Here is a 23,660-nt window from a genome sequence, read left to right as displayed (position 1 = left end):
AAACAGAGGAAGGGTCGTGGCTGAATTTGCACATGAAATTATTCCCATCACTATCGAAGATGAATTGAAACAATCCTACCTCGATTACGCTATGAGTGTGATTGTGGGTCGAGCGTTACCTGATGTGCGGGATGGGTTGAAGCCAGTGCATCGTCGAGTTCTTTATGCGATGAGTGAATTAGGAAATGATTGGAATAAACCGTACAAGAAATCCGCTCGGATTGTGGGGGATGTGATTGGTAAATACCATCCTCATGGCGACGTTGCTGTCTATGATACAATAGTAAGAATGGCGCAGCTTTTAGCCTCCGTTATTTGTTGATTGATGGCCAAGGTAATTTTGGTTCTGTTGATGGTGATGCACCTGCAGCTATGCGCTATACCGAAATTCGGTTATCGCGATTTGCTGACGCCTTAATGGCAGATCTCGATAAAGAAACCGTGGATTATGTTCCCAATTATGACGAAACTGAAACGGCACCGTTTGTGCTGCCTACTCGTATTCCCAACTTATTAGTCAATGGTTCTTCAGGTATTGCGGTAGGAATGGCGACTAATATTCCTCCTCATAATTTGAATGAAATTATTGATGCTACTCTAGCGTTAATTGATAATTCGGATTTAACTGTAGAAGAGCTCATGCGTTATGTACCCGGGCCTGATTTTCCAACGGCAGGAATTATCAATGGTCGTAACGGCATTATCCAAGCATATAAAACCGGCCGAGGGCGCATTTATGTGCGTGCGAAAGTTGACATCGAAGTTACAAAAAGTGGGCGTTCCCAAATTATTGTTTCTGAACTTCCTTATCAAGTGAATAAAGCGCGCTTGTTGGAAAAAATTGACGAATTAGTGCATGAAAAAAAAATTGAAGGGATTTCTGGGTTGCGCGATGAATCCGATAAGCGCGGTATGAGAATGCTGATTCAAGTAAGTCGTGCTAATAATGCGGAAGTTCTACTCAATAATCTCTATGCTCAGACCCAATTGCAAACGGTATTTGGTATTAATATGGTGGCTTTAGATGACGGTCAACCACGCGTATTAAATTTAAAGCAGTTACTAAGTGCTTTTTACAACACCGTCGAGAAGTTGTAACGCGCCGAACTCTTTTTGAATTACGTGAAGCTCGCGAAAGAGCACATATTTTGGAAGGGCTTGGAGTCGCTCTGGCCAATATCGACAAAGTAATTGCTCTTATTAAAAAAGTGAAAACTCCCACGATTGCTAAAGAAAACTTATTAGCAAGAGCATGGCAACCTGGGGAGGTGGCGGGATTATTACAAAAAATGGAAAGCGATCGCACTCGTCCTAAGAATTTAAAGCTTGAATACGGATTGCAAACCGATGGTTATCATTTGTCGCCGGCACAAGCGCAAGCTATTTTAGATTTGCGTTTGCATCGATTAACTGGTCTCGAAAGCAATAAAATTCGTGAAGAATATATTGCTATTATCGATTACATTGGTGAATTAATTTCGATTATTTCTGATCCTAATAAATTACATCAAGTTATTCGGGATGAATTAATTGACGTCAAAACTCAATTTGGCGATGCGCGTCGAACTGAAATTTTCGATGTTAAATCGGATCTAACAAATGAAGATTTAATTCCTGAGGAACATTTATTTGTAACTTTGTCGCACGAAGGTTATATCAAATCGCAATCGTTAAGTAGTTATCAAGTCCAACATCGAGGAGGACGAGGTAAACTTGCTGCAGCAGTAAAGGAACAAGATTTCGTAAAAAATATTCTCGTGGCAAATTCCCATGATACGATTTTATGTTTTTCTACTTACGGAAAAGTATATTGGCTTAAAGTTTATCAAGTGCCGCAAGGTGGTCGCACTTCACGCGGACGTCCGGTCGTTAATTTACTTCCGTTGGCTAAAAAGGAACACATTTCTACTATATTGTCTATACGTCATTATGATAAATCTCATTTTGTTTTTATGACTACAGCTCAAGGCTCAGTGAAAAAAGTTACATTAGCTGAATTTTCTCAACCCCGAATGAATGGGAAAATTGCATTAGCATTGAAAGAAGGGGATCGATTAGTAGGAGTTGATATTACTGATGGAAATAAAGAAGTGATGCTCGTGACTGATGTGGCAAAGCCATTCGTTTTCATGAAAATGAAGTACGTGAAATGAGGCGCTCAGCACGGGGAGTGCGTGGAATTAAATTGAAAGAAAACCAAAGTGTAATTGCGTTAATTATTGTAAAACCAGGAGGGTATATTTTAACAACAACTATACATGGCTATGGACAACGCACGACTATAGAAGATTACCGACCCACAGGTCGAGGCGGCCAAGGTGTTATTGCCATTCGTGTCAATCGTCGTAACGGAAATGTAGTTTCCGCCGCCCAAGTGTTTGATAACGATGAAGTATTATTAATTAGCGATAAAGGTACTTTAGTTCGCATTCGTGTAAATGAGATTTCACAAATGGGGAGAAATACTCAGGGAGTTCGATTGATTCAGTTGGCACAAGAAGAATCTTTAGTGGGAATGGAGGCTATTTCTGAAGAATTAATAGGAGAACAGGATAAGGGTTAAAATATCAGCACAAGGATTTTTTATGTCTCGTATTTATAATTTTTCTGCTGGTCCAGCCATGTTGCCAGAAACGGTTTTTCGCACGGTAGGTGATGAATTATTAGATTGGCACGGCACGGGAATGTCGATAGCGGAAGTTTCTCACCGTGGTGAAGAATTTAAAAAAGTCGTTGAAGAGTCGGAACATGATCTTAGAGAGCTATTGGCGATTCCGGAAAATTATCGGATTTTATTTTTGCAGGGTGGGGCTCGATTGCAATTCTCTATGGTGCCCATGAATTTAATGGGTAACCATAAGGCTGCAGTTTACGTCGATTCCGGAATTTGGTCCCAACAAGCGATTGAAGAAGCAAAACGTTATTGCAATCTTCATTTAGCGGCGAGTGCAAGGAGTGTCTATTATACAACCCTTCCTGATCAAGCTACCTGGGATATTCCCCAAGAGGCAGCGTATTTATATTACGTTGATAATGAGACAGTAAACGGAATCGAATTTCCCTTTATTCCTGAAACGAGCTTGACCTTGGTTTGTGATATGTCATCAAATTTATTATCGCGTCCTTTTGATGTCTCGCGATATGGATTGATTTTCGCTTGTGCTCAAAAAATATTGGAATGGCCGGATTGACGATCGTAATTATTTGTGAAGATTTATTAAATCGAGATCCTCTTCCAGCAACTCCCAGTTTTTTGCATTATGCCTTACACGTCAAAGAAAATTCGTTATGGAATACACCACCGACATTTGCTTGGTACATTGCGGGTTTGATTTTTAAATGGTTGAAAAAGGAAGGAGCCTTTCGGCTCTAGCTGAACGTAATGAACGAAAAGCGAAAAAATTTTACAATGCTATTGATAAAAGTAATTTTTATCATAATGCCATCGATCCTAAATATCGTTCCAGAATGAATGTTGTTTTTACATTAGCAGATGAAAATCTTAATTTTCTTTTTTTGAAAAAAGCTGCAGAAAATGGTTTGGTAAATTTGAAGGGGCATCGTTTGGTAGGCGGAATGCGAGCTAGCATTTATAATGCGATGCCGGAATCTGGCATCGATGCCTTAATTGATTTTATGCAACAGTTTGAAAAACAGCACGGTTAAGAAGATGGACTATTACATTATCGCATCAAATAATTTAAATGGCGAAATTTGTGTTCCGGGTGATAAATCGATTTCTCATCGAGTGGTCATTTTAAGCGCTATTTCTGAAGGACGAACGCAGGTAAATGGTTTTTTAATGGGTGCCGATAACCTAGCTACAATAAGTGCCTTTCAAAAAATGGGTGTCACTATCGAAGTGATCGAAAATGAAAATATATTATTAGTGGACGGAGTGGGAAAGGATGGATTAACTGCTCCACCCGATGTTATTGATTGTGGTAATTCGGGAACAGCTATTCGATTATTAACCGGCTTATTAGCAGGACAATCCTTCACTACTACTCTCACGGGTGACCAGTCCTTAAGGTGTCGTCCCATGAAGTTTATTATTGATCCTTTGGTGCAAATGGGTGCAAAAATTGAATCGGCTGAAAACGTGCCTCCACTTACAATTAGCGGAAATTTTAATTTAAAAGGGATTCATTATCATTTACCTATCGCAAGCGCTCAAGTGAAATCTTGCTTATTATTAGCAGGATTATATGCGAAGGGGGAAACTTGCATCACAGAACAAGTGCCTTCTCGTGATCACACGGAGCGGCTGTTAACGCATTTTAATTACCCTGTGCGAGTCGAAAATCTTCGTACTTGTCTTTATGGGGGAGGTATTCTTAAAGCAAGAGATATTTTGATTCCTGGCGATATTTCATCGGCCGCTTTTTTCATTGTAGCAGCAACTATCACACCTGGTTCTTCTGTTTGTTTGCGCCAGGTAGGTCTAAACCCTACACGTCTTGGTATTATAAATTTATTAAAAATGATGGGTGCGAATATTGAGATTGTAACTCATCAAGAAAAAAGTGGAGAACCTGTGGGCGATATTTGCGTGCGTTATGCTCCTCTTGATGGTATTGAAATTCCGCAAGAACAAGTGTCGCTCGCTATTGATGAATTTCCTATTCTATTAATTGCTGCCGCTGTTGCGCGAGGGCAAACTGTATTGCGAGGCGCCAAAGAATTACGAGTAAAAGAAACTGACCGCATTGCTGCTATGGCAGAGGGGCTGCAAAAGTTAGGAATTAAAGTAGAATCGCTTCCTGATGGACTCATTGTTCAAGGAGGAAAGTTTCAAGGTGGAACGATTTTCAGTTACGACGATCATCGCATTGCCATGGCGTTTGCAATTGCAGGGACTGTAGCAAAAGCTCCTGTACGTATTTACAATTGTAAGAATGTTAAAACTTCTTTTCCTAATTTTGTTGAGTTAGCGAATGAAATAGGAATGAAATTAAAGGTTCTTTAAATTTAGGCAGAGATCTTTAATCCTTTCCAGTGGAACGAAATATGAGTAATCTAAAAAAACAAGCCCCGGTTATTACCATTGATGGTCCTTCCGGTTCTGGAAAAGGGACTATTGCTCTTAGAGTCGCTCAAGCTTTACATTGGCATTTTTTGGATAGTGGGATTATTTACCGTGCGATAGCTTGGGCATTATCTTACTACGGTGTTTCCTTAGCAGACCAGAAAGGGATTGCTGATCTTCTAAAACGACTTCAAATAGCAGTCGAAAGCCAGCCTGTTGTTAGAAAGCTAAAAGTTAGTTGTGATAACCATGATATTACGGAGGCCATCCGAACCGAAAAGTGTGGCGCTTTGGCTTCTAAGGCTTCGGCTCTGTCGGTGGTTCGGCAAGCCGTTCTTCAATACCAGCATGATTTTCGTCGTTGTCCGGGATTAGTGGCTGATGGTCGCGATATGGGAACGGTTGTTTTTCCCAACACTACTCTTAAATTCTATTTTGATGCCGATCCGCAAGAACGCGCTTACCGGCGCTATAGGCAGTTGCAAAAACGAGGGATTAATGTTAGCCTGCGTGACATCCAAGAAGATTTGGAGGAGCGTGATCACCGTGACGTTAACCGAATAATTTCTCCTAGCAAACCCGCAGCGGATGCTCTGATTATCGATACCACTAAATTAAGTATCGAAGAAGTCTTTGTAAAGGTTATGAACCATATCAAAGAGCGGGGACTTGGTTAAATTAAGTTATGGGTCTTGCCTATCTGTTTAGACAGGATAAAATTTAACGATAAGCCATACCTTTTTTGGTATGGTTAAAAATAATGTGTGAGTGCATGAGCGAAAATTTTGCTGATTTATTTGAAAAAAGTTTAATAGAAACTGATTTACGGTCTGGTGCCTTAGTTAAGGCTACTATTGTTGAAATTGGACCCGACCGGGTAATTGTTAATGCCGGTCTTAAATCCGAAGGAGTTATACCTGCTTCTGAATTCCGCCACGAAGAAATTCACGTGGGTGATAAAGTGGATGTGGTGGTCGATACTCCTGACAATGGTTTTGGTGAAACCCGCTTATCACGTGAAAAAGCACGCCGTACGAAAGCTTGGAGCCAGGTTGAAAAATCTTATAAAACCGGAGAATTGGTTAAAGGCAAGATTATAGAACGGGTTAAAGGCGGATTTACTGTGGAAATCAATTCAATTCGCGCTTTTTTGCCGGGTTCTTTAGTAGACCTTAAACCCATTCGAGACCCAGATTCCCTCAAAGATACCGAACATGATTTCAAAATTATTAAGATGGATCGTCATCGAAATAATGTTGTTGTTTCCCGACGTGCCGTAATGGAGGCTGAATCTAGCGCTGAGCGTCTGGCTCGATTAGAGGAACTCCAGGAGGGGCAAGAAGTTAAAGGGATTATTAAAAATATTACTGATTACGGTGCTTTTGTCGATTTAGGAGGTGTTGATGGTTTGCTCCATATCACTGATATGGCTTGGAAACGCGTCAAACATCCGAGTGAGTTGCTTGATATAGGGGATGAGGTTCACGTTAAAGTTCTCAAATTTGATCGCGATAAAAATCGTGTGTCGTTAGGAATGAAACAATTGGCCGATGACCCTTGGTTAAATATTAAACGACGCTACCCCGTAAACTCGCGAGTATTTGGAAAAGTAACCAATATCACGGATTACGGTTGCTTTGTTCAACTCGAAGAGGGTGTAGAAGGGTTAGTCCATACTTCTGAATTGAATTGGACTAATAAAAATATTCATCCCAGTAAAGTTGTTCAACCTGGAGAAGAAGTTGAGATTATGGTGCTTGAAATCGACGAAGAGCGTCGTCGTATTTCATTGGGGATTAAACAATGCAAACACAATCCGTGGCAAGAATTCGCTGAAAAACATCAAAAAGATGAAAAAATTACAGGTAAAATTCGCTCCATTACCGATTTTGGCATGTTTATTGGATTGGAGGGTGATATCGATGGCCTCGTACATTTATCCGATATTTCTTGGTCAGAAAGTGCTGAGGAAGCAATTCGTCGTTACAAGAAAGGTGATGAAGTGGAAGCCATTATCTTGGCGATCGATCCTGAACGTGAGCGAGTTTCTCTGGGCATCAAACAGCTCGAAGGCAATCCTGTAGAAGAATTCCTGGAAAAACACGATAAAGATGCGACCATCCGAGCCAAAGTAAAAGAAATTGAAAGCAAACAAGCTACTTTAGAATTGGGCGAGCAGGTGTTTGGTCAAATGCGCTTAGCAGACTACACCTATGATCGTGTAAAAGATTTGACAGAGGAACTCAATGTAGGTGATGAAATCGCAGTCAAAATCATTAATGTTGATCATAAAAATCGTCTCATTCAAGTATCCCATAAAGCTGTGGAAGGACGTTCTGATAATGGAAGTCGGACAGTAACTGATGTGCCGACGAAAACTACTTTGGGAGATCTACTCAAAGAGCAAATGCAGAACAAATAAGAAGAGTAGATCGGATAAGTTCGATAAATCCTTCAGGTAAAACTATCTACTGTTTCTCCCTTTTATAAGGGAGAAACAGAACTATTTCTCTCTTTATCCCATTATAAGTCTCTACAAAATTATTCCTCTGAAGTGCTCTACGTTTTTATGAGCCAAGCATCTCTTATTAATTTCAGGTAGAATATCACTTGGAAAACTCCTCGAGTAACTGAATGAAGGACAGACTTATGCGTTACATTTTATATCTTTTTTGGATATTGATTATTTTGTTAGGTATTACCTTTGCTGCTCTTAATCCACAAAAAATAGTTCTCAATTATTATCTGGACACACAAGCCATTTATTTGCCGTTGATAATCTTATTAGCATTGTTGGTTGGCGCGGCATTAGGAATTATCGTTTTGTTGCCTTCCTGGATTAAAAATAAAAACACCGTTCGTCAGCTTAAATATAAGGTAAAACAAATCGAACAAGAAGTGGAAAATTTACGAACTATTCCAATTAAGGATGTTCATTAGTGATCGTCGAAACACTTTTTTTATTATTGCCTGTAGCAGCCGTCGGAGGGTGGTTTGCGGGTCATCGAGTTTCATTTAGAAATAATTCTAAATTGTCGCCCGCTTTGCGCCACAATTATTTTAAGGGTTTAAATTATTTAATCAATGAACAGCCTGACAAAGCTGTCGATGTTTTTATTAAATTACTCGAGGTTGATACAGATACGGTAGAAACGCATTTAGCATTGGGTAGTCTATTTCGTCGCCGTGGCGAAGTCGATCGTGCTATTCGTGTTCATCAAAATTTAATTGCTCGACCTCAACTTGCCAAAGAACAGCGATTTCATGCTTTATCTGAATTAGGGCAAGATTATTTGCGAGCTGGAGTATTGGATCGTGCAGAACGTTTATTTCTCGAGCTCGTGGAAATGGGAGAAGAGAATCAAGGCAGCTTACGATTTTTGTTACACATTTACCAGCAAGAGAAAGATTGGCAAAAAGCAATTGAGACTGCGCAAAAATTATTGGCCTTGGGTGAGCCTGTTCGAGATATTATTGCTCAATACCATTGTGAATTGGCTGAACAACTGATTGATAAAGGACACCCTTCGCAGGGCGCTTATTACTTAAAGAGAGCACAAGCCATAGATCCTAATTGTGTCCGTGCCAGTTTGCTTCAGGCTCGTCAAGAAAGTGGTGAGAAACATTATAAAGGGGCCATTAGATGTTATAAACGCGTTATCGATCAAGATCCCGATTATATTTCTGAAGTGGTGGCAGCGCTTGTTGAATGTTATCAGCATATCAATGAAGAAGAAAAATTGGTTGTTTTTTTAAAGAGTGCTTAGTGCGATATTCTCGAATTTCGCTCGTATTAGCTATTTCAGATTATTTGCAACGTCAAGAAGGAGAGAAGGTTGCCATTGAGTTTGTAGCCCGACAAATTCAGCGACAACCCTCCTTGCGAGGTCTTGCCCATTTGGTGAGCTTATATCTACTCAATTCCAGTGGCGATACTAGAGATAAGCTATTAATTTTGAAGAGATTTATTGAGAAACTGCTGGCAGATAAGCCTATCTATCGATGTTCCCATTGTGGTCTTTCCGGAAAAATGTTGTTTTGGCTTTGTCCGAGTTGCCAACATTGGAACACGATAAAGCCTATTCAAGGCTTGGAAGGAAACTGAAATGAAAAAGAAGGCTGAACCTAAAATTATCGTTTCTATTGATGCCGACACTCGGGATCAAGCATATGAAGAAGTATCTTCATTAGACCCCCAATTATGTCATCTTAAAATTGGAAATATTTTATTTACACGTTATGGGCCTTCGCTCGTTGAAGAACTAATGCACAAGGGTTATCAAATTTTTTTGGATTTAAAATTTCATGATATTCCGCAAACAGTAATTGGTGCTTGTCGTGCGGCTGCGCTTTTAGGCGTATGGATGATTAATATTCATATCTTGGGTGGACGAACTATGCTGGAAACTGTGGTCGATTCGCTACAAAACGTAGCGATTGCTAAAAAACCGTTTTTAATCGGCGTTACGGTTTTAACGAGTTTAGAGAGCAACGACTTAAAAACGTTAGGAATTAACGACGATCTATCAGTGGTGGTTTCCCGTATGGCAATGCTGGCTAAAGAATCGGGATTGGATGGGGTGGTCTGTTCAGCGCATGAAGCATCTGCTTTACGTAAACAATTGGGATCAAATTTTTTATTAGTAACGCCTGGTATTCGTTTGGCGATGAATCAAAAAAATGATCAGAAACGCATCATCACACCCGAAGCGGCTATTAAAGCGGGAAGTGATTATCTCGTCATTGGTAGACCCATAACCCAATCTAGAAACCGGAGAGAAACCTTACAAAGGATTACAAATTCGATAAAAAAAGTGATCTAAAAATCATAAACACCCCCACATACCCATGACCCTGTATTGTTCTTTTTAGAATTTAAATGTTTATTGGGCATTTTTTCTGTACAAGCAAAGCCCGCTGCCGTTAGCAGATATCATCGCACACCAGTAGCTTCACAGAAATTGGGACCTATCGATATCAACACCGATGATATCAGTCCTTTGGCTACCCTTAAGGGGATTGGGTCTAAAAAAGCGAAATCCATATAAGATTTGGCTTCTGTCCAAGGTATCAGAAAAAATTATCGATCGAATCGTTAAAAATAATCCGAATTGCCTGACGGTAAATTCTTAGAACTTAGTAGTAGCCTAGATTGCCATCCCACAATTCAGGCTATTACTCTGTAATCAATCCCGCTTGAATAGTCTTTTTAACGCTTGTTATCATGTTCCTCTTGTGGCGGATCAATAGAAGTGTTGAATTTTTTAGGTCAGTAGGAGAGGTTGAATTATGGAACTATTAAAAAGTGGTGTAATTGCATTTTTAGCCTCGTTATTTTGTATTTGGCTCTTACGACCTTTAGCTATCCGAATTGGGTTTGTGGACCGTCCCAATGGACGGAAATGGCATAAAAAAAATGTCCCTTTGATTGGGGGAATCGCTTTATTTTTTTCTTTTTGCTTTGCTTTATTAGCACTTTCAACATCGTTACTTCCTTATCGAGGAATGTTAGAAGGCAGCAGCATTTTAGTGCTTATGGGCGTGGTAGATGATTTTAGAGATTTAAGTTCTAAGCTTCGCTTGGTGGGCCAATTATTTGCGGCATTGCTGATGATTATTTGGGGGAATGTGATCCTTTTTAATTTGGGTAATTTATTTTTGGAGGGGATTTGAAAATAGGTTTATTGGCAATACCTTTAACGGTATTAGTAGTATTAGCTAATATTAATGCGATGAATATGGTCGATGGTCAAGATGGCTTAGCCGGGGGCGTTGCTTTAGGACAAGCGGTTTTATTACTCTTTTTAAGTGCGCAGTTACAATGCTTTTTGGATTTTCAATTCTTATTTATTTTAATTATTTTGCTAATCGTTTTTTTAAGTTTTAATATGCGACTTCCTTGGCGCAGACATGCCAGTATTTTTTTGGGAGATTCTGGAAGTACCTTTATCGCTTTCCTATTAGCGTGGTTTGCAATTGACTTATCCCAGAAAAATTCTGCATTGATTAAGCCTATGACGATTCTGTGGATAATGGCTTTCCCTCTTTTCGATTTGATAAACGTCATTGTCTTGCGAGTTCGACAACGAAAGCCCATATTAGTAGCTAGTCGGGACCATTTTCATCATGTCCTACATGTGGCAGGTTTGAATGCTTCTTTATCTACTTTTTTGTTATGTACTTTATCCTTTATTTTAGGGCTCATTGGATTAGGAATGAGTTATCTCAGAATTTCTGATGCCTGGCAGTTCATTTTTGGATAGCAGCTTTATTGTTATACATTTACATTGTAGAACTCACTCGCAAGCCTCTGATTACCAGCATCAGCTTAGAGGCGGTGACGACTCGGGAAGGCTGAAAAACGACTTTTACTCAGTTAATTTATTTATAAGTAGTAAGTAGCTAATTCTATTTCTTCCCTGACTCCCGGGGTGAGGAATGTTCCCTTCGCCAAAGCGTACTAGGAAATGCACTTAGTAAAAGTTTTTTTAGAAAGGAAGGGATAGGGTAAATTAATCTTGTATCTAAAAGATCATTTTCGGAATTTTGCTTTCTCTTTGGTAATTATACTCAATTATCGTTTCGATACTAACTTACTCAGAAAAGATAAGGACATCCTTATTTTTTATTTGATAGTTCTATTCAATATTAACAAAAAAGATTTTTTTGTGAGTAATGAAAAGAGTACGAAATTTCCATTTGGCAAAGTAATCGCTTTTCTTAATGCAACTGCATTTCCTTCAATAGATGAATTTTTCAGATAGTCGTTAAAAAAATCTTTAATAGTATGGTGATATTTTCAAATGTTTTTTTCATCCAAGAAATTCTCATAATTTCCATAAAATTAAGTTTCGTTTGGAGTATCTGATTCTTGAGTAAATGCTTCGAAAAGATCCACCAAATATTGTGAATGGACTTTGTGGAAACTTTCAATTATAGAACGGACATCTTTGAAACGACGCATAAAAACTCCTTTTAACGTTTTCATTTAAGACTTAAATATATCGGAAATTTGTTGTAAATGTTTAAGAATTTTATCAAGTAATTCTAAATTTTTAATTTCGATAGTAAGATTGATATAACAACAATTTTCTAACTTATTCACATAGCTGTTTAATCCTAAAATTGAAATATTTTCATTAGTTTGTATTAGTAACTTCGTGAATAATGCCAGGCTGATTATCAGCGATAATCATAACATCGATGGAATATTGTTTAGGTAAAGATTCATCCCAGTGGATTATTGTCACCCGCCTGGGGAGAATATTTAAGAGCCTGCTGGATATTAAAGCAATCTTGATGATGGATGGTTATTCCTCGTCCCTGAGTAATATAACCAACAATAAGATCGCTTGGAATGGGTTGGCAATACCGGGCTAATTGGGTTAATAAATTACCTATTCTTTCTAGGCTGATGTAGGGATCAATTTTTGTTTGAAGTATTTCTAGTGATGTAAGAAATGTTTGAATCTCTAGAGTTTTTTTCTGAGGCTCGAAGGTAGTTCTTCAATACCGACTGGATTTCTAATATCGCCTGCACCAAATAGCGGCTAACAAATCTGTTACGAAAGCGAAATTAAAAGAAGAATAGATTTGATTAAGAGCCTGTTTGTAAAACCGGTTTTGGGATACTCTTTTCTCCAGATTTCTTCTCCAGAGATTTTGAAATCCTGCTATAATTATGAGGGTCCAGGTAGCGAAAAGCTCAATCTTCCATTTGCCATTTAAGTTGACTGACCCTAGGCGATTAGATAATAGCGCGTAAAGATCCATAATTTTTTAGGCAATATCTTTTTGTAAAGAAGAACATTGATTGCGTAAAAAACGTAAGGTAACTAATCGTTCTGCTAATTTGATAAGTACGATACGAATATCGTCCACCATCACCAATAACATTTTCCACAGATTATCAATAAATTTTTTTTGTTGAATTTTTTTGTTGAGAAAATTCACTAGCTCGAAGCGATATCTGATCAATAGTATCCATGTGACAGACACACCAATTTAATTACAGTGTCATCGATTTCGCTGGTTAATACCTCATTTGATTCTTTCAATTTTGTAAAGGCGGGATAAATTAACGCAGCAGCGAATCTCTGATTATCATAACGGAGGTGTCGCAATTCGGAGGCGATGGCTAACCCTTTTTCCACTAGATCTTCTTTGAGTGCGGGATCACTTAATTATTCTGAAAATAAACAGGCCGCTCTTAACAGATGATTGTTTCGTTGCTTGTCTATTTGAGGCAACCATTGTTGAATTTTTTCTAACATTTTGTAAATAATGCCATGGCTTCTATATGATTGGTGTGAAAGAACATATCAATGAGATCTATGGTTTTTTAACAAATAACTACCCTTATAATAATTCTTTCGCATCTTCTGCCAACGTTGTCGGATTGCAAGAGATATATACAATGTGTAGGTTATAACATTGGTTTTTACTATCCATTGTATGAGTGCTTGGGCGCCGCTACGGGGAGGATCTAATATGATTTTATCATAATAGGCATTTTGCCCATTCTTCGCTGTAATAGGAATGGAATAAATCTTCACAAAAAAATCTGCATTTGTTTGAAATAGAATTATTTTGGATATTTATTTCTGCTTGTTCGACAGCGGTAAAATCGGCTTCAACTTCTACAACGTGCTTCACATATTTGGCCAAAAGTAATAAAAAATTACCGATACTACAAAATAAATCAATTAGTAGTTGTAGTTGGTCCTGAGACTTTAAATCGAGCAGCATTAATGCTTGGTTAATCATTTGCAGATTAACGGAAGTAAGTATTTATTTGAATAAATTGATGAGATAGAAATTGGATGGCGAGTTTCTTATTTTCTACATGATAAATTAAAAAATTCTTTTCTTTTTTTGGCCAATACCAAATAAATGCTATCGAGTCTTTTAGGCTGCATAAATAAAGTATTAATTGGTATTCGTTAGAAAAAGCACAAAGTTTTCAGATCGGAAGGAGGAATAGGTGAAAGGTGTCTAACCGATAATAGCAGCTTGTTGATCACCCACTGCAATTTCTATTTGAGGAATCTTATTGCGTATTTTAAGTTGATATAAGAGTGTGCTGAAGGCTTCAATATGTAGACTGATTTGAGGGGTCTACAATTTCACAGCGTTGAATATCAGCCCCATAACGAGCATTTATTTCGCGAAATTCGATCAAGACTTTATCTTTTTTAATTACATATTTTACGCTCAATCGCGCTTTTTGACGATAACCCAAGAGAGAATTTTGAATGAGTTTCATGAGTAATGCTGGTTGAATGCATTGCGAAGATAATGTTTCCAAAAGTCGTTCGGTTTAAAGTCGTTCGGTTTTATAATTAATTTTCTGATCCTGTGAAGGATTTTGGAGTTCACAGCCGCCGCCATATACGCCAAAATTGGCAGCATTGTGGTTGTGCTGTGCCAGCGAATTTATTTTGTTGCATTGAATTTTTTGTTGCATTGAATTTCTGATAGTCTGGACACTTCACTTCACCGCAGGCACAATAGTACTTCTATGAGTCTAGCCATTGCCATTCTGGGCGCTATTATAGCCATCTTCAGTATCATCATTTTGCATGAGTTAGGGCATTTTGTTGTTGCCTGTGCCTGCGGTATTAAAGTATTGCGTTTTTCTATTGGCTTTGGTAAGGCACTTTGCAAATGGAAGGGAAAGAGTGGGACGGAATATATTTTGGCTCTCTTGCCTCTAGGAGGCTATGTAAAAATGTTAGGAGAGGGCGATGAGATTACATCTGCTAAAGATGCCCATCGTGCCTTCAATCAAAAACCTCTTTTTATCCGAATACTGGTCGTTCTTGCTGGACCGTCCACTAATTTTTTGTTAGCGCTGATTTCCTTCTGGGGGGTGTATCTGATGGGTGTGACTCATACTCGACCTATTGTGGGCGAAGTTGTCCCCCATTCAATCGCAGCGCAAGCAGGAATTAAACCAGGTGACGAATTGGTAGAAATCGATGGGAAAGTGATCAAAAACTGGCAGCAGGCTTTAATGGCAATAATTCCTCTAATGGGTGATCGGAATCAAATGGAGATGATGGTTAAGCCTCAAAATTCCTCTCAAGAAAGTTTGCGGAATTTGGAATTATTGAAGTGGAATTTAGATCAGCGCAGTCCAAATGTGTTTAAAAGCTTGGGTTTGCTTCCTTATCAACCGCGAATTCCTCCCGTCATCACCTCAATAATTAAGGGGTCGCCAGCGGAAAGAGCGCAATTGCAACAGGGTGATCGCGTGAAGGCGATCAATGGTCAGCCTGTGAAAGACTGGCTAGAAGTGGTTAATATTGTCCGACAAAAACCAAATGAGAAAATTCAACTTACAGTAATTCGGAATGATAAAACTCATCTAATTTCCTTAACAACGGGTAAAAAGTATATGAAAGAGACAACGGTAGGTTATTTAGGTGTTTTATCGCAACCACCCCCTCAATGGGCTGCTAATTTAATTTACAAAGAAGAGTATTCGTTCTGGGGAGCTTGGCGGTCGGCGGTAGAGCAAACTTGGCAGCTTTTGACTTTTAATGCGATGGTTATGGTAAAAATGATCGTCGGCAAGGTTTCTATCCATACCCTTGGAGGTCCCATTACGGTATTTCAGGCGGCTGGGAAAGCAATCCAAGCTGGATTTCAAGTCTATTTAGGCTTTATTGGCTTTATTAGCTTAACAATTGGTTTCATTAACTTATTACCCATCCCCGGATTAGATGGTGGACATCTTTTGTTTCAGATAATTGAGGGTCTTTTTCGCCGTCCTGTACCTGAACGCATTCAAATTATTGGTTTAACCCTAGGTGTGGTATTCTTCATTTTCCTAATGGTTCAGGCGACAATTAACGATATCGCTCGTTTATTTTTTAAATCATAAATTCGACTCATCTTTTACTGAATGTCTCAAGAGAGTGTGAGTTATTTCTAAAAAAATTAGAGAGATATTGTCATTTTTTTGCATACTCACCAACAAATAAAAATAATTTACCATATAATCCATTGAAAAATAATTTTACGATAATTTTTCTCTAAATTCATATTGTAGAGAATTTTTGTTCTCAATTAGGGAGGTCTGTTATCTTTAGAATGATGAGTTAATATAGAAATTCGTCTTGGTTTTAGAAAAAAAGAAATGTAGTTTTACAGCTAGACCGCACAGGTCAGATAGCAAAGGTTAGCTTTAAAATAAACAATCACGGAGGATCTTTTATGAGAAAAGCAACTTGCTAGTTATGCAAAAGCTTGCTAACTATTTTTACGGGGACTTCTCTTCCAAGTCGTTATATGGATAATCAGTCGTTGGAATATCCATACTATATGTTTTAATTTAAGTAAGATTATTTTAATAAATTTATTTCCCCAAACCTGCTCGCTATTCTTTTGGATGGCGGGTTTTTTATCGCCATTTAAGTTGAGGGTGCTTTTAAGAATAGTTGCATTCTTTAATATTTTTGTCGCAAAATGGATTTTACGCAATAAGTCAATGAACATTAAAGGGATAGTGGCTATGACGCGAAGTAAATGCTTTTTTATAGCTCTTGAAATCGAAATTCTCCTCTCTTTTTTTCTAGTAGGCGGTTGTTCTCGTAGTCGAGAAATCATAGCTGCGCAGCAATCTTTTATAGGGACAACAGCATGCTCTCATAATGTATTTCTACGGAAATACGACTGTTCGTTAAGCAAAATCGAGCTTGCTGCGGAACGAGGTGATCCTGATGTGCAATATGCTTTGGGTTATATGTATTTTTATGGGATTGGAACTGTGCGCAATACCGATGCTGCGCTGCTTTGGATACGTCGAGCGGCAGCTCAAGAACAACCTTTGGCGATTCGAGCTACCCAAATTCTAAATCGGAAAGAATATCTGACGATAGGTGAGGTAAGCGGTCCTACCTACAATGCTACGGGTCAAGTAACACCAAAGGCTGTTCGTCCTTCACTCCATAGGATAGGATCAGTGTCTCAACCTAAGCAATAAGCAACTAAATATTCATGGCGCCAATACCCGGCCTGGATAACGGACGGAGCCTTTACATGAACATTTTCCCAGCTATTGAAGAAATTATCATAAAAACTTAAAAGCAGGGAAGGCTTTACTTAATTCACAGGGTGGACTATACCATCCTAATTGATGGCGAGTGTTGATCTGCCGCTATCAAAAGTTTTATTAAGCAGAATGTACTTGGTCGAAGAAGGCAAGCTATGTTTCGTGGGGGTCTTCTGGAGGACACACAAATGGTATATGGTTCTCTATGGCTGTTTTAAAACTCCTGCGGAGGCTATAGTTGCCATTCAACAGTTGTTACCTAAACTAATATAGAGATTCCATCCCTGGGTAAAATCCCTAAGAACTGTGAAACTAGAGATTCAGGTACAGGTAAGAGCCTAAAAACTGGTTATTTTTTGATTGTTTTGTTGGATTTTGTGGGAAATCCGTATATAGTGGCAAAATTGTGATCCACTACTACGAGGAGTACCCATGTCAGTTCGGTCTTTGACTGCGCAACCTAAACCTTTTTATCTCATCTTTTTCATCGAAATCTGGGAACGATTTGGATTCTATGGAGTACAAGCGCTGCTCGTCTTATACATGGTCCAACGATTGGGTTATCAAGATAGTCATGCTGACTTCCTTTTTGCTGCTTTTAGTGCCTTAGTTTTTTTACTTCCCTGTTTAGGCGGATATATAGGTGATAAAGTATTAGGAACTAAACGGACGATTTTATTAGGTGCAGTAGTTTTAGCACTGGGCTATTTATTATTATCCTTACCAGAAATTTCCAGCCATCATCTTGCACTTCCCTTAGCTTTTATTGCAGTGGGGGTGGGGCTCTTCAAAGCCAATCCTTCCAGTTTGCTCTCAAAAGTTTATGAGGAGACACCTCATAATCTAGATAGTGGTTTTACCTTATATTACATGGCCATTAATATTGGTGGAGCCATTTCAATGAACCTCACTCCCATTTTAAATAAATTTTTTGGTTGGCATGTGGCTTTTTCTGTTTGTTGTGCTGGAATAATCCTTGCTATTTTGAACTTTCTTTTTATGCGAAAGACTATAGTTGGCGTCGGGTCTAACCCTGACCAAAAGCTATGCGCTGGGATTATTTTGGCTATGTTTTATTGGGAACAGTGGGGTTAATCGTCGGGAGCAATTTTTTATTAAATCATTATCAAATGGTGTCTTGGCTTCTTTTGGGTGGGACTATCACTTTACTCTTCTCTTATATGACGTTAATTGCTAAAGCAGCGCCGGAAGAACGAAAAGGGATGTTTTTATTTATAATTTTATTTGCTCAAGGTGTTGTTTTTTTTGTATTATATTTCCAAATGCCAACGTCGTTGTCATTGTTTGCTTTGCGCAATGTTCATCACTCAATACTTGGCATTCCGATTCAAGCGGCTCAATTTCAAATGCTAAATTCATTTTGGGTAATGGCAATGAGCCCAGTAATGGCTTGGTTTTACCAGGGATGGCATAAACATAATCGAGATTTATCATTACCAGCTAAGTTTTCATTAGGAACGCTTTTAGCTGGATTAGCCTTCTTATGCTTGCCATTGGGTTCTCTCTTCAATCACCAGGGAGTAATTTCGGGTATGTGGTTGGTTTTTTCCTATTGGTTGCAAAGTACGGGAGAACTTTTGGTAAGTGCTCTTGGTTTGTCCTTGGCGGCCCGCTATGTGCCACAACGGTTTATGGGATTCACTATGGGCCTTTGGTTTCTGTGTGCTTCGATCGCTAGCATCATTGCAGGCAAAGTAGCTAGCATCGCCAGCATTCCTGCGAATATTTCCACAGATCCTTGTTTATCATTGCCTATTTATAACCACTTATTCATAAAAATTGGTTTAACAACGGTTGCTATTTCACTGGCCATGTTTACTTTGATACCTCTTCTTAAGAAACTAACGGGAAATGACCGACAGATAAGTGGTGAGCAAGTGGTGGATAGCTTATCGGAAAATCAGTTGGCCGAATTAGTGAATAATAAAGTCTAAGTAACATCATTTTAGCGGGGGCATTTTTCCCTCCAAGGCCCCTAGACCTAGGGCCTTTGCGCTTTCTTCTCTTGTCTAATTTCGGTAGACTAGAACCAATAATCATGTACTTAAAGACAATTAAACTCGCAGGATTTAAATCATTCGTTGATCCTACTTTGATTCCCATTCGTGGTGCTATGAGTGCCATTGTGGGACCTAATGGGTGTGGTAAATCGAATGTGGTGGATGCAATTCGTTGGGTCATTGGTGAAACCTCAGCGAAACAGTTGCGAGGACAGTCCATGAGTGATGTTATTTTTAATGGTACTACATCACGTAAACCGGTGGGGAGGGCTTCTATTGAGCTTCATTTTGACAATAGCGATGGTCGAGTAGGGGGAGCATATGCCCAATATGCTGAAATCGCCATTCGGCGAGAAGTAGAGCGTGATGGACAATCCAATTATTTTATCAATGGAACGCATGTACGCCGACGCGATGTGGTGGACATCTTTTTAGGAACGGGGCTTGGGACTCGGAGCTACGCTATCGTCGAACAAGGAATGATATCCAATCTTGTCGAAGCAAAGCCTGAAGAATTGCGGGCGCATATCGAAGAAGCTGCGGGGATCTCCAAATATAAAGAACGTCGTCGTGAAACAGAAAATCGGATGTGCCACACTCAAGAAAATTTAGGTCGAGTCAATGATATTTGTGAGGAATTGGCTAAGCAATTGCGTCATTTGAAGCGACAAGCGAATGCTACAAAGCGTTATAAACTTTATAAAAAAGAGGAACGTTTATTAAGCGCCCAAATTAAAGCATTACAATGGGAAGGATTAAACCGTAAGATTTTAGAATTTGATCAAATGATTGATCGACAACACACATTACGAGAGGGAAAGCAAAGTGATCAACATCATATCGAAACCAAAATAGAAAAAATACGAGCACAATTAACAGAAATAAATGAAAAATATCAGGAAGTTCAGAAAGAATATTACGGGTTAGGAGCTGACATTGCCCGCTTGGAACAACGTATTAAAGATACGCAAGAAAAAAATCAGCGGTGGCAAATGGAATTAGAAGAAAATGAAGGAGTTTGGAAAGAATTGCAAAACAATACTGCAGAATGTGAAGAACAGATCACTGAGTTGAAAGCGGAACTAGAGCGCTTAAAGCCCCAATCATCTACTATTAAAACCATTGCAATTACTGCTGCACAGGCCTTAGCAGAGGTGGAAGCGAATATGAATCGGTGGCAAGAAATATGGGAGGCTTTCCAAACTGAGACGTCACAAATAGCCAGTCAGTTTGAAGTGATGCGTACGAAAAAAGAGCATTGCGAGCAACAATTAACTGAATTAGGAAAACGCCGTCAGCAATTTCAGCAGAATTTGAATCAGTTACAGCTTGAGAAGCTGCATAGTGAAATTTCTCCTTTGGAGGATCGATCGGCAATGCTAAGCAAAAACCTCGAAGAAACCCAAGCTCAGTTACAAACCTTTGCTAATGAAATTGCACTCCAACGAGAAGCGAATAAAGTGTTGCGTGCAGAATTGCAAACCTTGTATCAGGCTTTACAAGCTACGGAAGCGCGTGCGGCTTCGTTAGAAGCTTTGCAAAAATTGGCCTTAGAAGACACTAGTGAAGGTGTCAATGAATGGCTTTCCCGTCAAAGCTTAAAAGAGAATCCTCGATTAGGTCAAAACTTAACAGTAAATTCTGGGTGGGAAATTGCTGTAGAAACTGTATTGGGGGGATATTTTGATACAGTTTGTGTGGATTCATTGGAAGCATTTATTTCTCCTGTGACTGAACTCTCTGCGGGTAGGCTCACTCTCGTGGATCGAAGTGCAATATCTGCAGAACCGTCTCAGGACAATAAAGCAACCCTTTCCAGCCAAATAAATAGCGATTGGCCTTTTCAGCATTGGTTAGCGGGGATTTATATTGCTGATTCTTTAGAGGAAGCTCAGCAATTGCAGCCTTCATTGAAAAATAATGAATCTGTGATAACTCATGAGGGAGTATGGTTAGGGCAAAACTGGATCCGTATTTCTAAAATGCAGTATGCACAAAACGGATTTTTGGTCCGAGAGCAAGAATTGAAACAATTGAAAAGCGACATTATTGAACAACAGGAAAAATGTAAGGACCAAGAAGCACTTTTGAAGGAAGGCGAACAAAAATTAATTCAGCAAGAAGCAGATCGTGAATCACTGGTTCGGCTTTATCAAGAATTAAGTTCAGAAGCAACGACAATAAAAACTACCTTGAGCGCTAAAAGAGCGAGGTTGAAGGATGCCAAACAGCGACAGCTTCACCTGAAAGAATCGCTAAGCGATTGCGAGCAGAAAATAATCGAATACCAAAAGAAATTAGAATTTATCAAAACCAAAGCTCACTCCTTGAGCGATTCCAAACAACAATTGATCACCCGGCGTGAGGAATTATTGCAGGAACGCGATCATTATAAACAAGAATTAGTTGAGCGCCGAGAAGAAGATCATCAAAAACGTAAAGAGGCTGACGAATTAGACTTCGTTTAGCGAGCAGTGAGGATCAATTGAATTTATTAAAACAAACCATTGTGCGAGATCAGCGACAATTAAAACAATTGACAAAGCGGCGGGAAACATTATCTCAGTACTTATCAGAAGGAGACAAACCTTTAGAAGCATTGAATCAAGAATTACAAGCACAATTGGATAAACGATTGACTATTGAAAAAAATTGCGTGAAGTGGAGGGGAATTTAGAAGAAATTAATCAAACTTTACGTCGTCTTGAAAGCGAACGTTTCGCCACGCAAAAAGCACTTAATGAAACTCAAGCTCAATTAGAAGAGTGTCGGATGCAACGGCAAACGGTAAGTGTGCGTCAAACTACTATTCAAGAACAATTAAATGAAAACGGATTTAATTATGAGCAATTGATGCGCGAATTACCTGAAGAAGCTGAAATTAATACTTGGCAAGAAAAACTTGGTCACGTGGTGGAGCATATTCAACAAATGGGTCCAATCAATTTGGCAGCTATCGAAGAATATGAAAATATTAATGAAAGAAAAAGCTACTTAGATAAACAACATGCAGATTTAACAGAAGCTTTAGAAATTTTAAAAAATGCCATTCATAAGATTGATCGTGAAACGCGCGCTAAGTTTCAAGAAACTTATGATCGAGTCAATCAGCAATTTCAATCATTATTTCCATGCATTTTCGGTGGGGGTCGTGCAGCTTTGGGAATGACGGATGCCAATCTATTAACTACAGGTGTTATTGTTCGTGCGCAACCACCCGGGAAACGAAATGTTACTATCCATATGTTATCCGGCGGTGAAAAAACATTAACCGCTGTTGCTTTGGTCTTTTCTTTATTTCAGCTAAATCCGGCACCCTTTTGCATTTTAGATGAGGTGGATGCACCGTTAGATGATATTAATGTTGGGCGCTTCTGCCAGTTGGTTAAAGAGATGTCAAAAGAGGTGCAATTTTTAGTAATTAGCCATAACAAAGTAACCATAGAAATGGCCGATTATCTGATGGGTGTCACCATGCAGGAGCCGGGTGTTTCACGCATCGTTTCCGTCGATATGAAGGAGGCTATTCGGATGGTGGAGGTGGCTTAGAAGGGATAGGTAAATTTTATGTGGTTCACTTTATTTTTAATATTTCTGTTGGTAGGGGGGGGGATGTTGGATTCTGTGGATTCGTTAGTGAAGACGGTTGGTAGATCGTCGGAGTTACTGTCCAGAATCATTGCTCTCGGGAGATTTTCAAAATGGCATAGACGATGCTTTGAGTTTTCCTGCTAGAAAGAAGACTGAGATTAAAATAGAAAATGCGAATGGTATTTTGGGAAAGCCAACCAGTTCTAATGATGTTTGCAAGATTGTGACTCTCTATCTAATGGCACCTCCAGAATATTCTTATAATGGGTATGAATTTATTGCAGGCCTTATTAGCAGCCGGCTTGCAGTATGGTGAGAAAAATATTTTCATCGACATGAAATGAAAATCGGGGGCGAGGTCAGATATTATTTAGTTTGGCATCATTAAATAGACCAGGAACATTTGAATTGTCTAAAATGGGTAGTTTTTCTTGTTCTAATTTTGGGGTGTTATTTCTTTTATTAAAGCGTGTGCCGGACCCAATGACAGCTTTTAATAGTATGTTAGAAATGGCACGGGCAGTTAAGTGAAGATTTGGGTGGTGAAGTGTGGGATGAAGAGCGAAAACCTTTAAATATGGATAAAATTTCCCAAATTCGAACTTGGATTCGTCATTTTGAAGAATCCCAACGGATACAGAATTTTTTTGAAGAAAATACATCAGTTAAAGTATAGGTGAAAAAGTGGCGGTTCCTGAAAAGATTCGCAAGCAGGTCGAGCAGTTACGTAAAGAGATTAACGATTACGATTATCGATATTACGTTTTGTCGGAGCCTGTTATCCCCGATTCGATTTATGATGAGCTTTTTCACGAATTAAAACAATTAGAAGAAAAATATCCAGAATTAATTGTGTCTACCTCACCAACGCAAAGAGTAGGTGCTGAACCACTTAAAACATTTAAAACTGTTTTTCATGAAATTCCTATGTTATCTCTAGATAATGTTTTTGACGAAGCAG

24 protein-coding genes and 5 pseudogenes are annotated in these 23,660 nt (G+C 38.9%); 22 read left to right on the top strand and 7 right to left on the bottom strand.

Annotated elements, in window-relative coordinates; translation table 11 throughout:
- Window positions 1-91 precede the first annotated feature (91 nt).
- From gyrA to B1F79_RS03790, 12 genes and pseudogenes are all read left to right on the top strand, one after another.
- Window positions 92-1,862: pseudogene (gyrA, locus tag B1F79_RS03835) on the top strand (DNA topoisomerase (ATP-hydrolyzing) subunit A); the annotation flags it as partial.
- Between the two features lie 90 nt (window positions 1,863-1,952).
- Window positions 1,953-2,153, top strand: a complete 201-nt coding sequence (locus tag B1F79_RS06950; RefSeq protein ID WP_372443133.1) for a DNA gyrase C-terminal beta-propeller domain-containing protein — start codon at window positions 1,953-1,955, stop codon at window positions 2,151-2,153.
- Window positions 2,150-2,563: a DNA gyrase C-terminal beta-propeller domain-containing protein gene (locus B1F79_RS06945; protein WP_372443132.1), complete on the top strand. Its 414-nt coding sequence runs from the start codon at window positions 2,150-2,152 to the stop codon at window positions 2,561-2,563. The genes B1F79_RS06950 and B1F79_RS06945 overlap by 4 nt, the downstream gene beginning before the upstream one ends.
- Before the next feature lie 22 nt (window positions 2,564-2,585).
- Window positions 2,586-3,666, top strand: a pseudogene (gene serC / locus B1F79_RS03830) (3-phosphoserine/phosphohydroxythreonine transaminase).
- A gap of 4 nt (window positions 3,667-3,670) precedes the next feature.
- Complete coding sequence (gene aroA / locus B1F79_RS03825) at window positions 3,671-4,969, top strand: 3-phosphoshikimate 1-carboxyvinyltransferase (protein WP_251366058.1); 1,299 nt, start codon at window positions 3,671-3,673, stop codon at window positions 4,967-4,969.
- 41 nt (window positions 4,970-5,010) lie between these two features.
- Window positions 5,011-5,706 (top strand): (d)CMP kinase, encoded by a 696-nt coding sequence (gene cmk, locus B1F79_RS03820; protein ID WP_251366057.1) that lies wholly within the window; start codon window positions 5,011-5,013, stop codon window positions 5,704-5,706.
- Window positions 5,707-5,801: 95 nt separating this feature from the next.
- On the top strand, window positions 5,802-7,451 hold the full coding sequence (rpsA, locus tag B1F79_RS03815) for a 30S ribosomal protein S1 (RefSeq protein ID WP_251366056.1): 1,650 nt from the start codon (window positions 5,802-5,804) through the stop codon (window positions 7,449-7,451).
- A 227-nt stretch (window positions 7,452-7,678) separates the two neighbouring features.
- Window positions 7,679-7,969: a lipopolysaccharide assembly protein LapA domain-containing protein gene (locus B1F79_RS03810; RefSeq protein ID WP_048875781.1), complete on the top strand. Its 291-nt coding sequence runs from the start codon at window positions 7,679-7,681 to the stop codon at window positions 7,967-7,969.
- Window positions 7,969-9,134 (top strand): annotated as a pseudogene (lapB, locus tag B1F79_RS03805) (lipopolysaccharide assembly protein LapB). The gene B1F79_RS03810 and the pseudogene lapB overlap by 1 nt, the downstream one beginning before the upstream one ends.
- Window position 9,135: 1 nt before the next feature.
- On the top strand, window positions 9,136-9,852 hold the full coding sequence (pyrF, locus tag B1F79_RS03800; protein WP_251366055.1) for an orotidine-5'-phosphate decarboxylase: 717 nt from the start codon (window positions 9,136-9,138) through the stop codon (window positions 9,850-9,852).
- A 63-nt stretch (window positions 9,853-9,915) separates the two neighbouring features.
- On the top strand, window positions 9,916-10,077 hold the full coding sequence (locus tag B1F79_RS03795; protein WP_251366054.1) for a ComEA family DNA-binding protein: 162 nt from the start codon (window positions 9,916-9,918) through the stop codon (window positions 10,075-10,077).
- A 241-nt stretch (window positions 10,078-10,318) separates the two neighbouring features.
- Window positions 10,319-11,387, top strand: a pseudogene (locus B1F79_RS03790) (MraY family glycosyltransferase).
- A gap of 486 nt (window positions 11,388-11,873) precedes the next feature.
- Here B1F79_RS03790 and B1F79_RS03785 read toward each other — a convergent pair.
- The 7 genes from B1F79_RS03785 to B1F79_RS03760 all read right to left on the bottom strand — a co-directional run bounded on the left by B1F79_RS03785 (window position 11,874) and on the right by B1F79_RS03760 (window position 14,294).
- Entirely contained in the window at window positions 11,874-12,017 is a 144-nt protein-coding gene (locus B1F79_RS03785) for a hypothetical protein (protein ID WP_251366053.1), read from the bottom strand.
- Window positions 12,018-12,134, bottom strand: coding sequence for an ACT domain-containing protein (locus B1F79_RS06605; protein WP_251366052.1), 117 nt, complete (start codon window positions 12,132-12,134; stop codon window positions 12,018-12,020).
- A gap of 122 nt (window positions 12,135-12,256) precedes the next feature.
- Window positions 12,257-12,388 (bottom strand): hypothetical protein, encoded by a 132-nt coding sequence (locus tag B1F79_RS07230; protein WP_504739181.1) that lies wholly within the window; start codon window positions 12,386-12,388, stop codon window positions 12,257-12,259.
- 420 nt (window positions 12,389-12,808) lie between these two features.
- Window positions 12,809-12,982, bottom strand: a complete 174-nt coding sequence (locus tag B1F79_RS06600; RefSeq protein ID WP_251366051.1) for an HD domain-containing protein — start codon at window positions 12,980-12,982, stop codon at window positions 12,809-12,811.
- A gap of 20 nt (window positions 12,983-13,002) precedes the next feature.
- Window positions 13,003-13,182, bottom strand: coding sequence for a hypothetical protein (locus B1F79_RS03770; RefSeq protein ID WP_251366050.1), 180 nt, complete (start codon window positions 13,180-13,182; stop codon window positions 13,003-13,005).
- 346 nt (window positions 13,183-13,528) lie between these two features.
- A complete protein-coding gene (locus tag B1F79_RS03765) occupies window positions 13,529-13,801 on the bottom strand; it encodes a methyltransferase (RefSeq protein WP_285896393.1) in 273 nt (90 codons plus the stop codon).
- Between the two features lie 319 nt (window positions 13,802-14,120).
- Window positions 14,121-14,294 (bottom strand): hypothetical protein, encoded by a 174-nt coding sequence (locus B1F79_RS03760; protein ID WP_251366048.1) that lies wholly within the window; start codon window positions 14,292-14,294, stop codon window positions 14,121-14,123.
- Window positions 14,295-14,549: 255 nt separating this feature from the next.
- Between B1F79_RS03760 and rseP the strand changes: the two genes are divergently transcribed.
- The 10 genes and pseudogenes from rseP to B1F79_RS03710 all read left to right on the top strand — a co-directional run.
- Window positions 14,550-15,917: an RIP metalloprotease RseP gene (gene rseP, locus B1F79_RS03755; protein ID WP_251366047.1), complete on the top strand. Its 1,368-nt coding sequence runs from the start codon at window positions 14,550-14,552 to the stop codon at window positions 15,915-15,917.
- Window positions 15,918-16,547: 630 nt separating this feature from the next.
- Window positions 16,548-17,018, top strand: a complete 471-nt coding sequence (locus B1F79_RS03750; RefSeq protein WP_251366046.1) for a tetratricopeptide repeat protein — start codon at window positions 16,548-16,550, stop codon at window positions 17,016-17,018.
- A gap of 501 nt (window positions 17,019-17,519) precedes the next feature.
- Window positions 17,520-19,042 (top strand): annotated as a pseudogene (locus B1F79_RS03745) (peptide MFS transporter).
- A 104-nt stretch (window positions 19,043-19,146) separates the two neighbouring features.
- Window positions 19,147-21,576 (top strand): chromosome segregation protein SMC, encoded by a 2,430-nt coding sequence (gene smc, locus B1F79_RS03740; protein WP_251366045.1) that lies wholly within the window; start codon window positions 19,147-19,149, stop codon window positions 21,574-21,576.
- A gap of 17 nt (window positions 21,577-21,593) precedes the next feature.
- Window positions 21,594-21,785, top strand: coding sequence for a hypothetical protein (locus tag B1F79_RS03735; protein WP_251366044.1), 192 nt, complete (start codon window positions 21,594-21,596; stop codon window positions 21,783-21,785).
- Window positions 21,770-22,657, top strand: a complete 888-nt coding sequence (locus B1F79_RS03730) for a chromosome segregation SMC family protein (protein ID WP_251366063.1) — start codon at window positions 21,770-21,772, stop codon at window positions 22,655-22,657. Before B1F79_RS03735 ends, B1F79_RS03730 begins: the two co-directional genes overlap by 16 nt.
- A gap of 97 nt (window positions 22,658-22,754) precedes the next feature.
- Window positions 22,755-23,015, top strand: a complete 261-nt coding sequence (locus B1F79_RS03725; protein ID WP_251366043.1) for a hypothetical protein — start codon at window positions 22,755-22,757, stop codon at window positions 23,013-23,015.
- A gap of 59 nt (window positions 23,016-23,074) precedes the next feature.
- Window positions 23,075-23,230 carry a cell division protein ZipA C-terminal FtsZ-binding domain-containing protein gene (locus tag B1F79_RS03720; RefSeq protein WP_251366042.1) on the top strand — a complete coding sequence of 52 codons (156 nt, stop codon included), beginning with the start codon at window positions 23,075-23,077 and terminating at the stop codon, window positions 23,228-23,230.
- 4 nt (window positions 23,231-23,234) lie between these two features.
- Window positions 23,235-23,375, top strand: a complete 141-nt coding sequence (locus B1F79_RS03715) for a hypothetical protein (RefSeq protein WP_251366041.1) — start codon at window positions 23,235-23,237, stop codon at window positions 23,373-23,375.
- An 8-nt stretch (window positions 23,376-23,383) separates the two neighbouring features.
- On the top strand, window positions 23,384-23,660 hold a 277-nt coding region (locus tag B1F79_RS03710; protein WP_443652031.1), incomplete at its 3' end, for a DNA ligase LigA-related protein.

Source organism: Coxiella-like endosymbiont of Rhipicephalus sanguineus (assembly GCF_018687865.1).
This window is presented reverse-complemented; position numbering and strand designations above follow the sequence as displayed.

Coding starts and splice junctions, on each gene's coding strand:
- B1F79_RS06950 (WP_372443133.1), top strand. CDS start 1,953: ATGACTACAGCTCAAGGCTCAGTGAAAAAAGTTACATTAGCTGAATTT.
- B1F79_RS06945 (WP_372443132.1), top strand. CDS start 2,150: ATGAGGCGCTCAGCACGGGGAGTGCGTGGAATTAAATTGAAAGAAAAC.
- aroA (WP_251366058.1), top strand. CDS start 3,671: ATGGACTATTACATTATCGCATCAAATAATTTAAATGGCGAAATTTGT.
- cmk (WP_251366057.1), top strand. CDS start 5,011: ATGAGTAATCTAAAAAAACAAGCCCCGGTTATTACCATTGATGGTCCT.
- rpsA (WP_251366056.1), top strand. CDS start 5,802: ATGAGCGAAAATTTTGCTGATTTATTTGAAAAAAGTTTAATAGAAACT.
- B1F79_RS03810 (WP_048875781.1), top strand. CDS start 7,679: ATGCGTTACATTTTATATCTTTTTTGGATATTGATTATTTTGTTAGGT.
- pyrF (WP_251366055.1), top strand. CDS start 9,136: ATGAAAAAGAAGGCTGAACCTAAAATTATCGTTTCTATTGATGCCGAC.
- B1F79_RS03785 (WP_251366053.1), bottom strand. CDS start 12,017: ATGAAAACGTTAAAAGGAGTTTTTATGCGTCGTTTCAAAGATGTCCGT.
- B1F79_RS03760 (WP_251366048.1), bottom strand. CDS start 14,294: ATGAAACTCATTCAAAATTCTCTCTTGGGTTATCGTCAAAAAGCGCGA.
- rseP (WP_251366047.1), top strand. CDS start 14,550: ATGAGTCTAGCCATTGCCATTCTGGGCGCTATTATAGCCATCTTCAGT.
- B1F79_RS03750 (WP_251366046.1), top strand. CDS start 16,548: ATGACGCGAAGTAAATGCTTTTTTATAGCTCTTGAAATCGAAATTCTC.
- smc (WP_251366045.1), top strand. CDS start 19,147: ATGTACTTAAAGACAATTAAACTCGCAGGATTTAAATCATTCGTTGAT.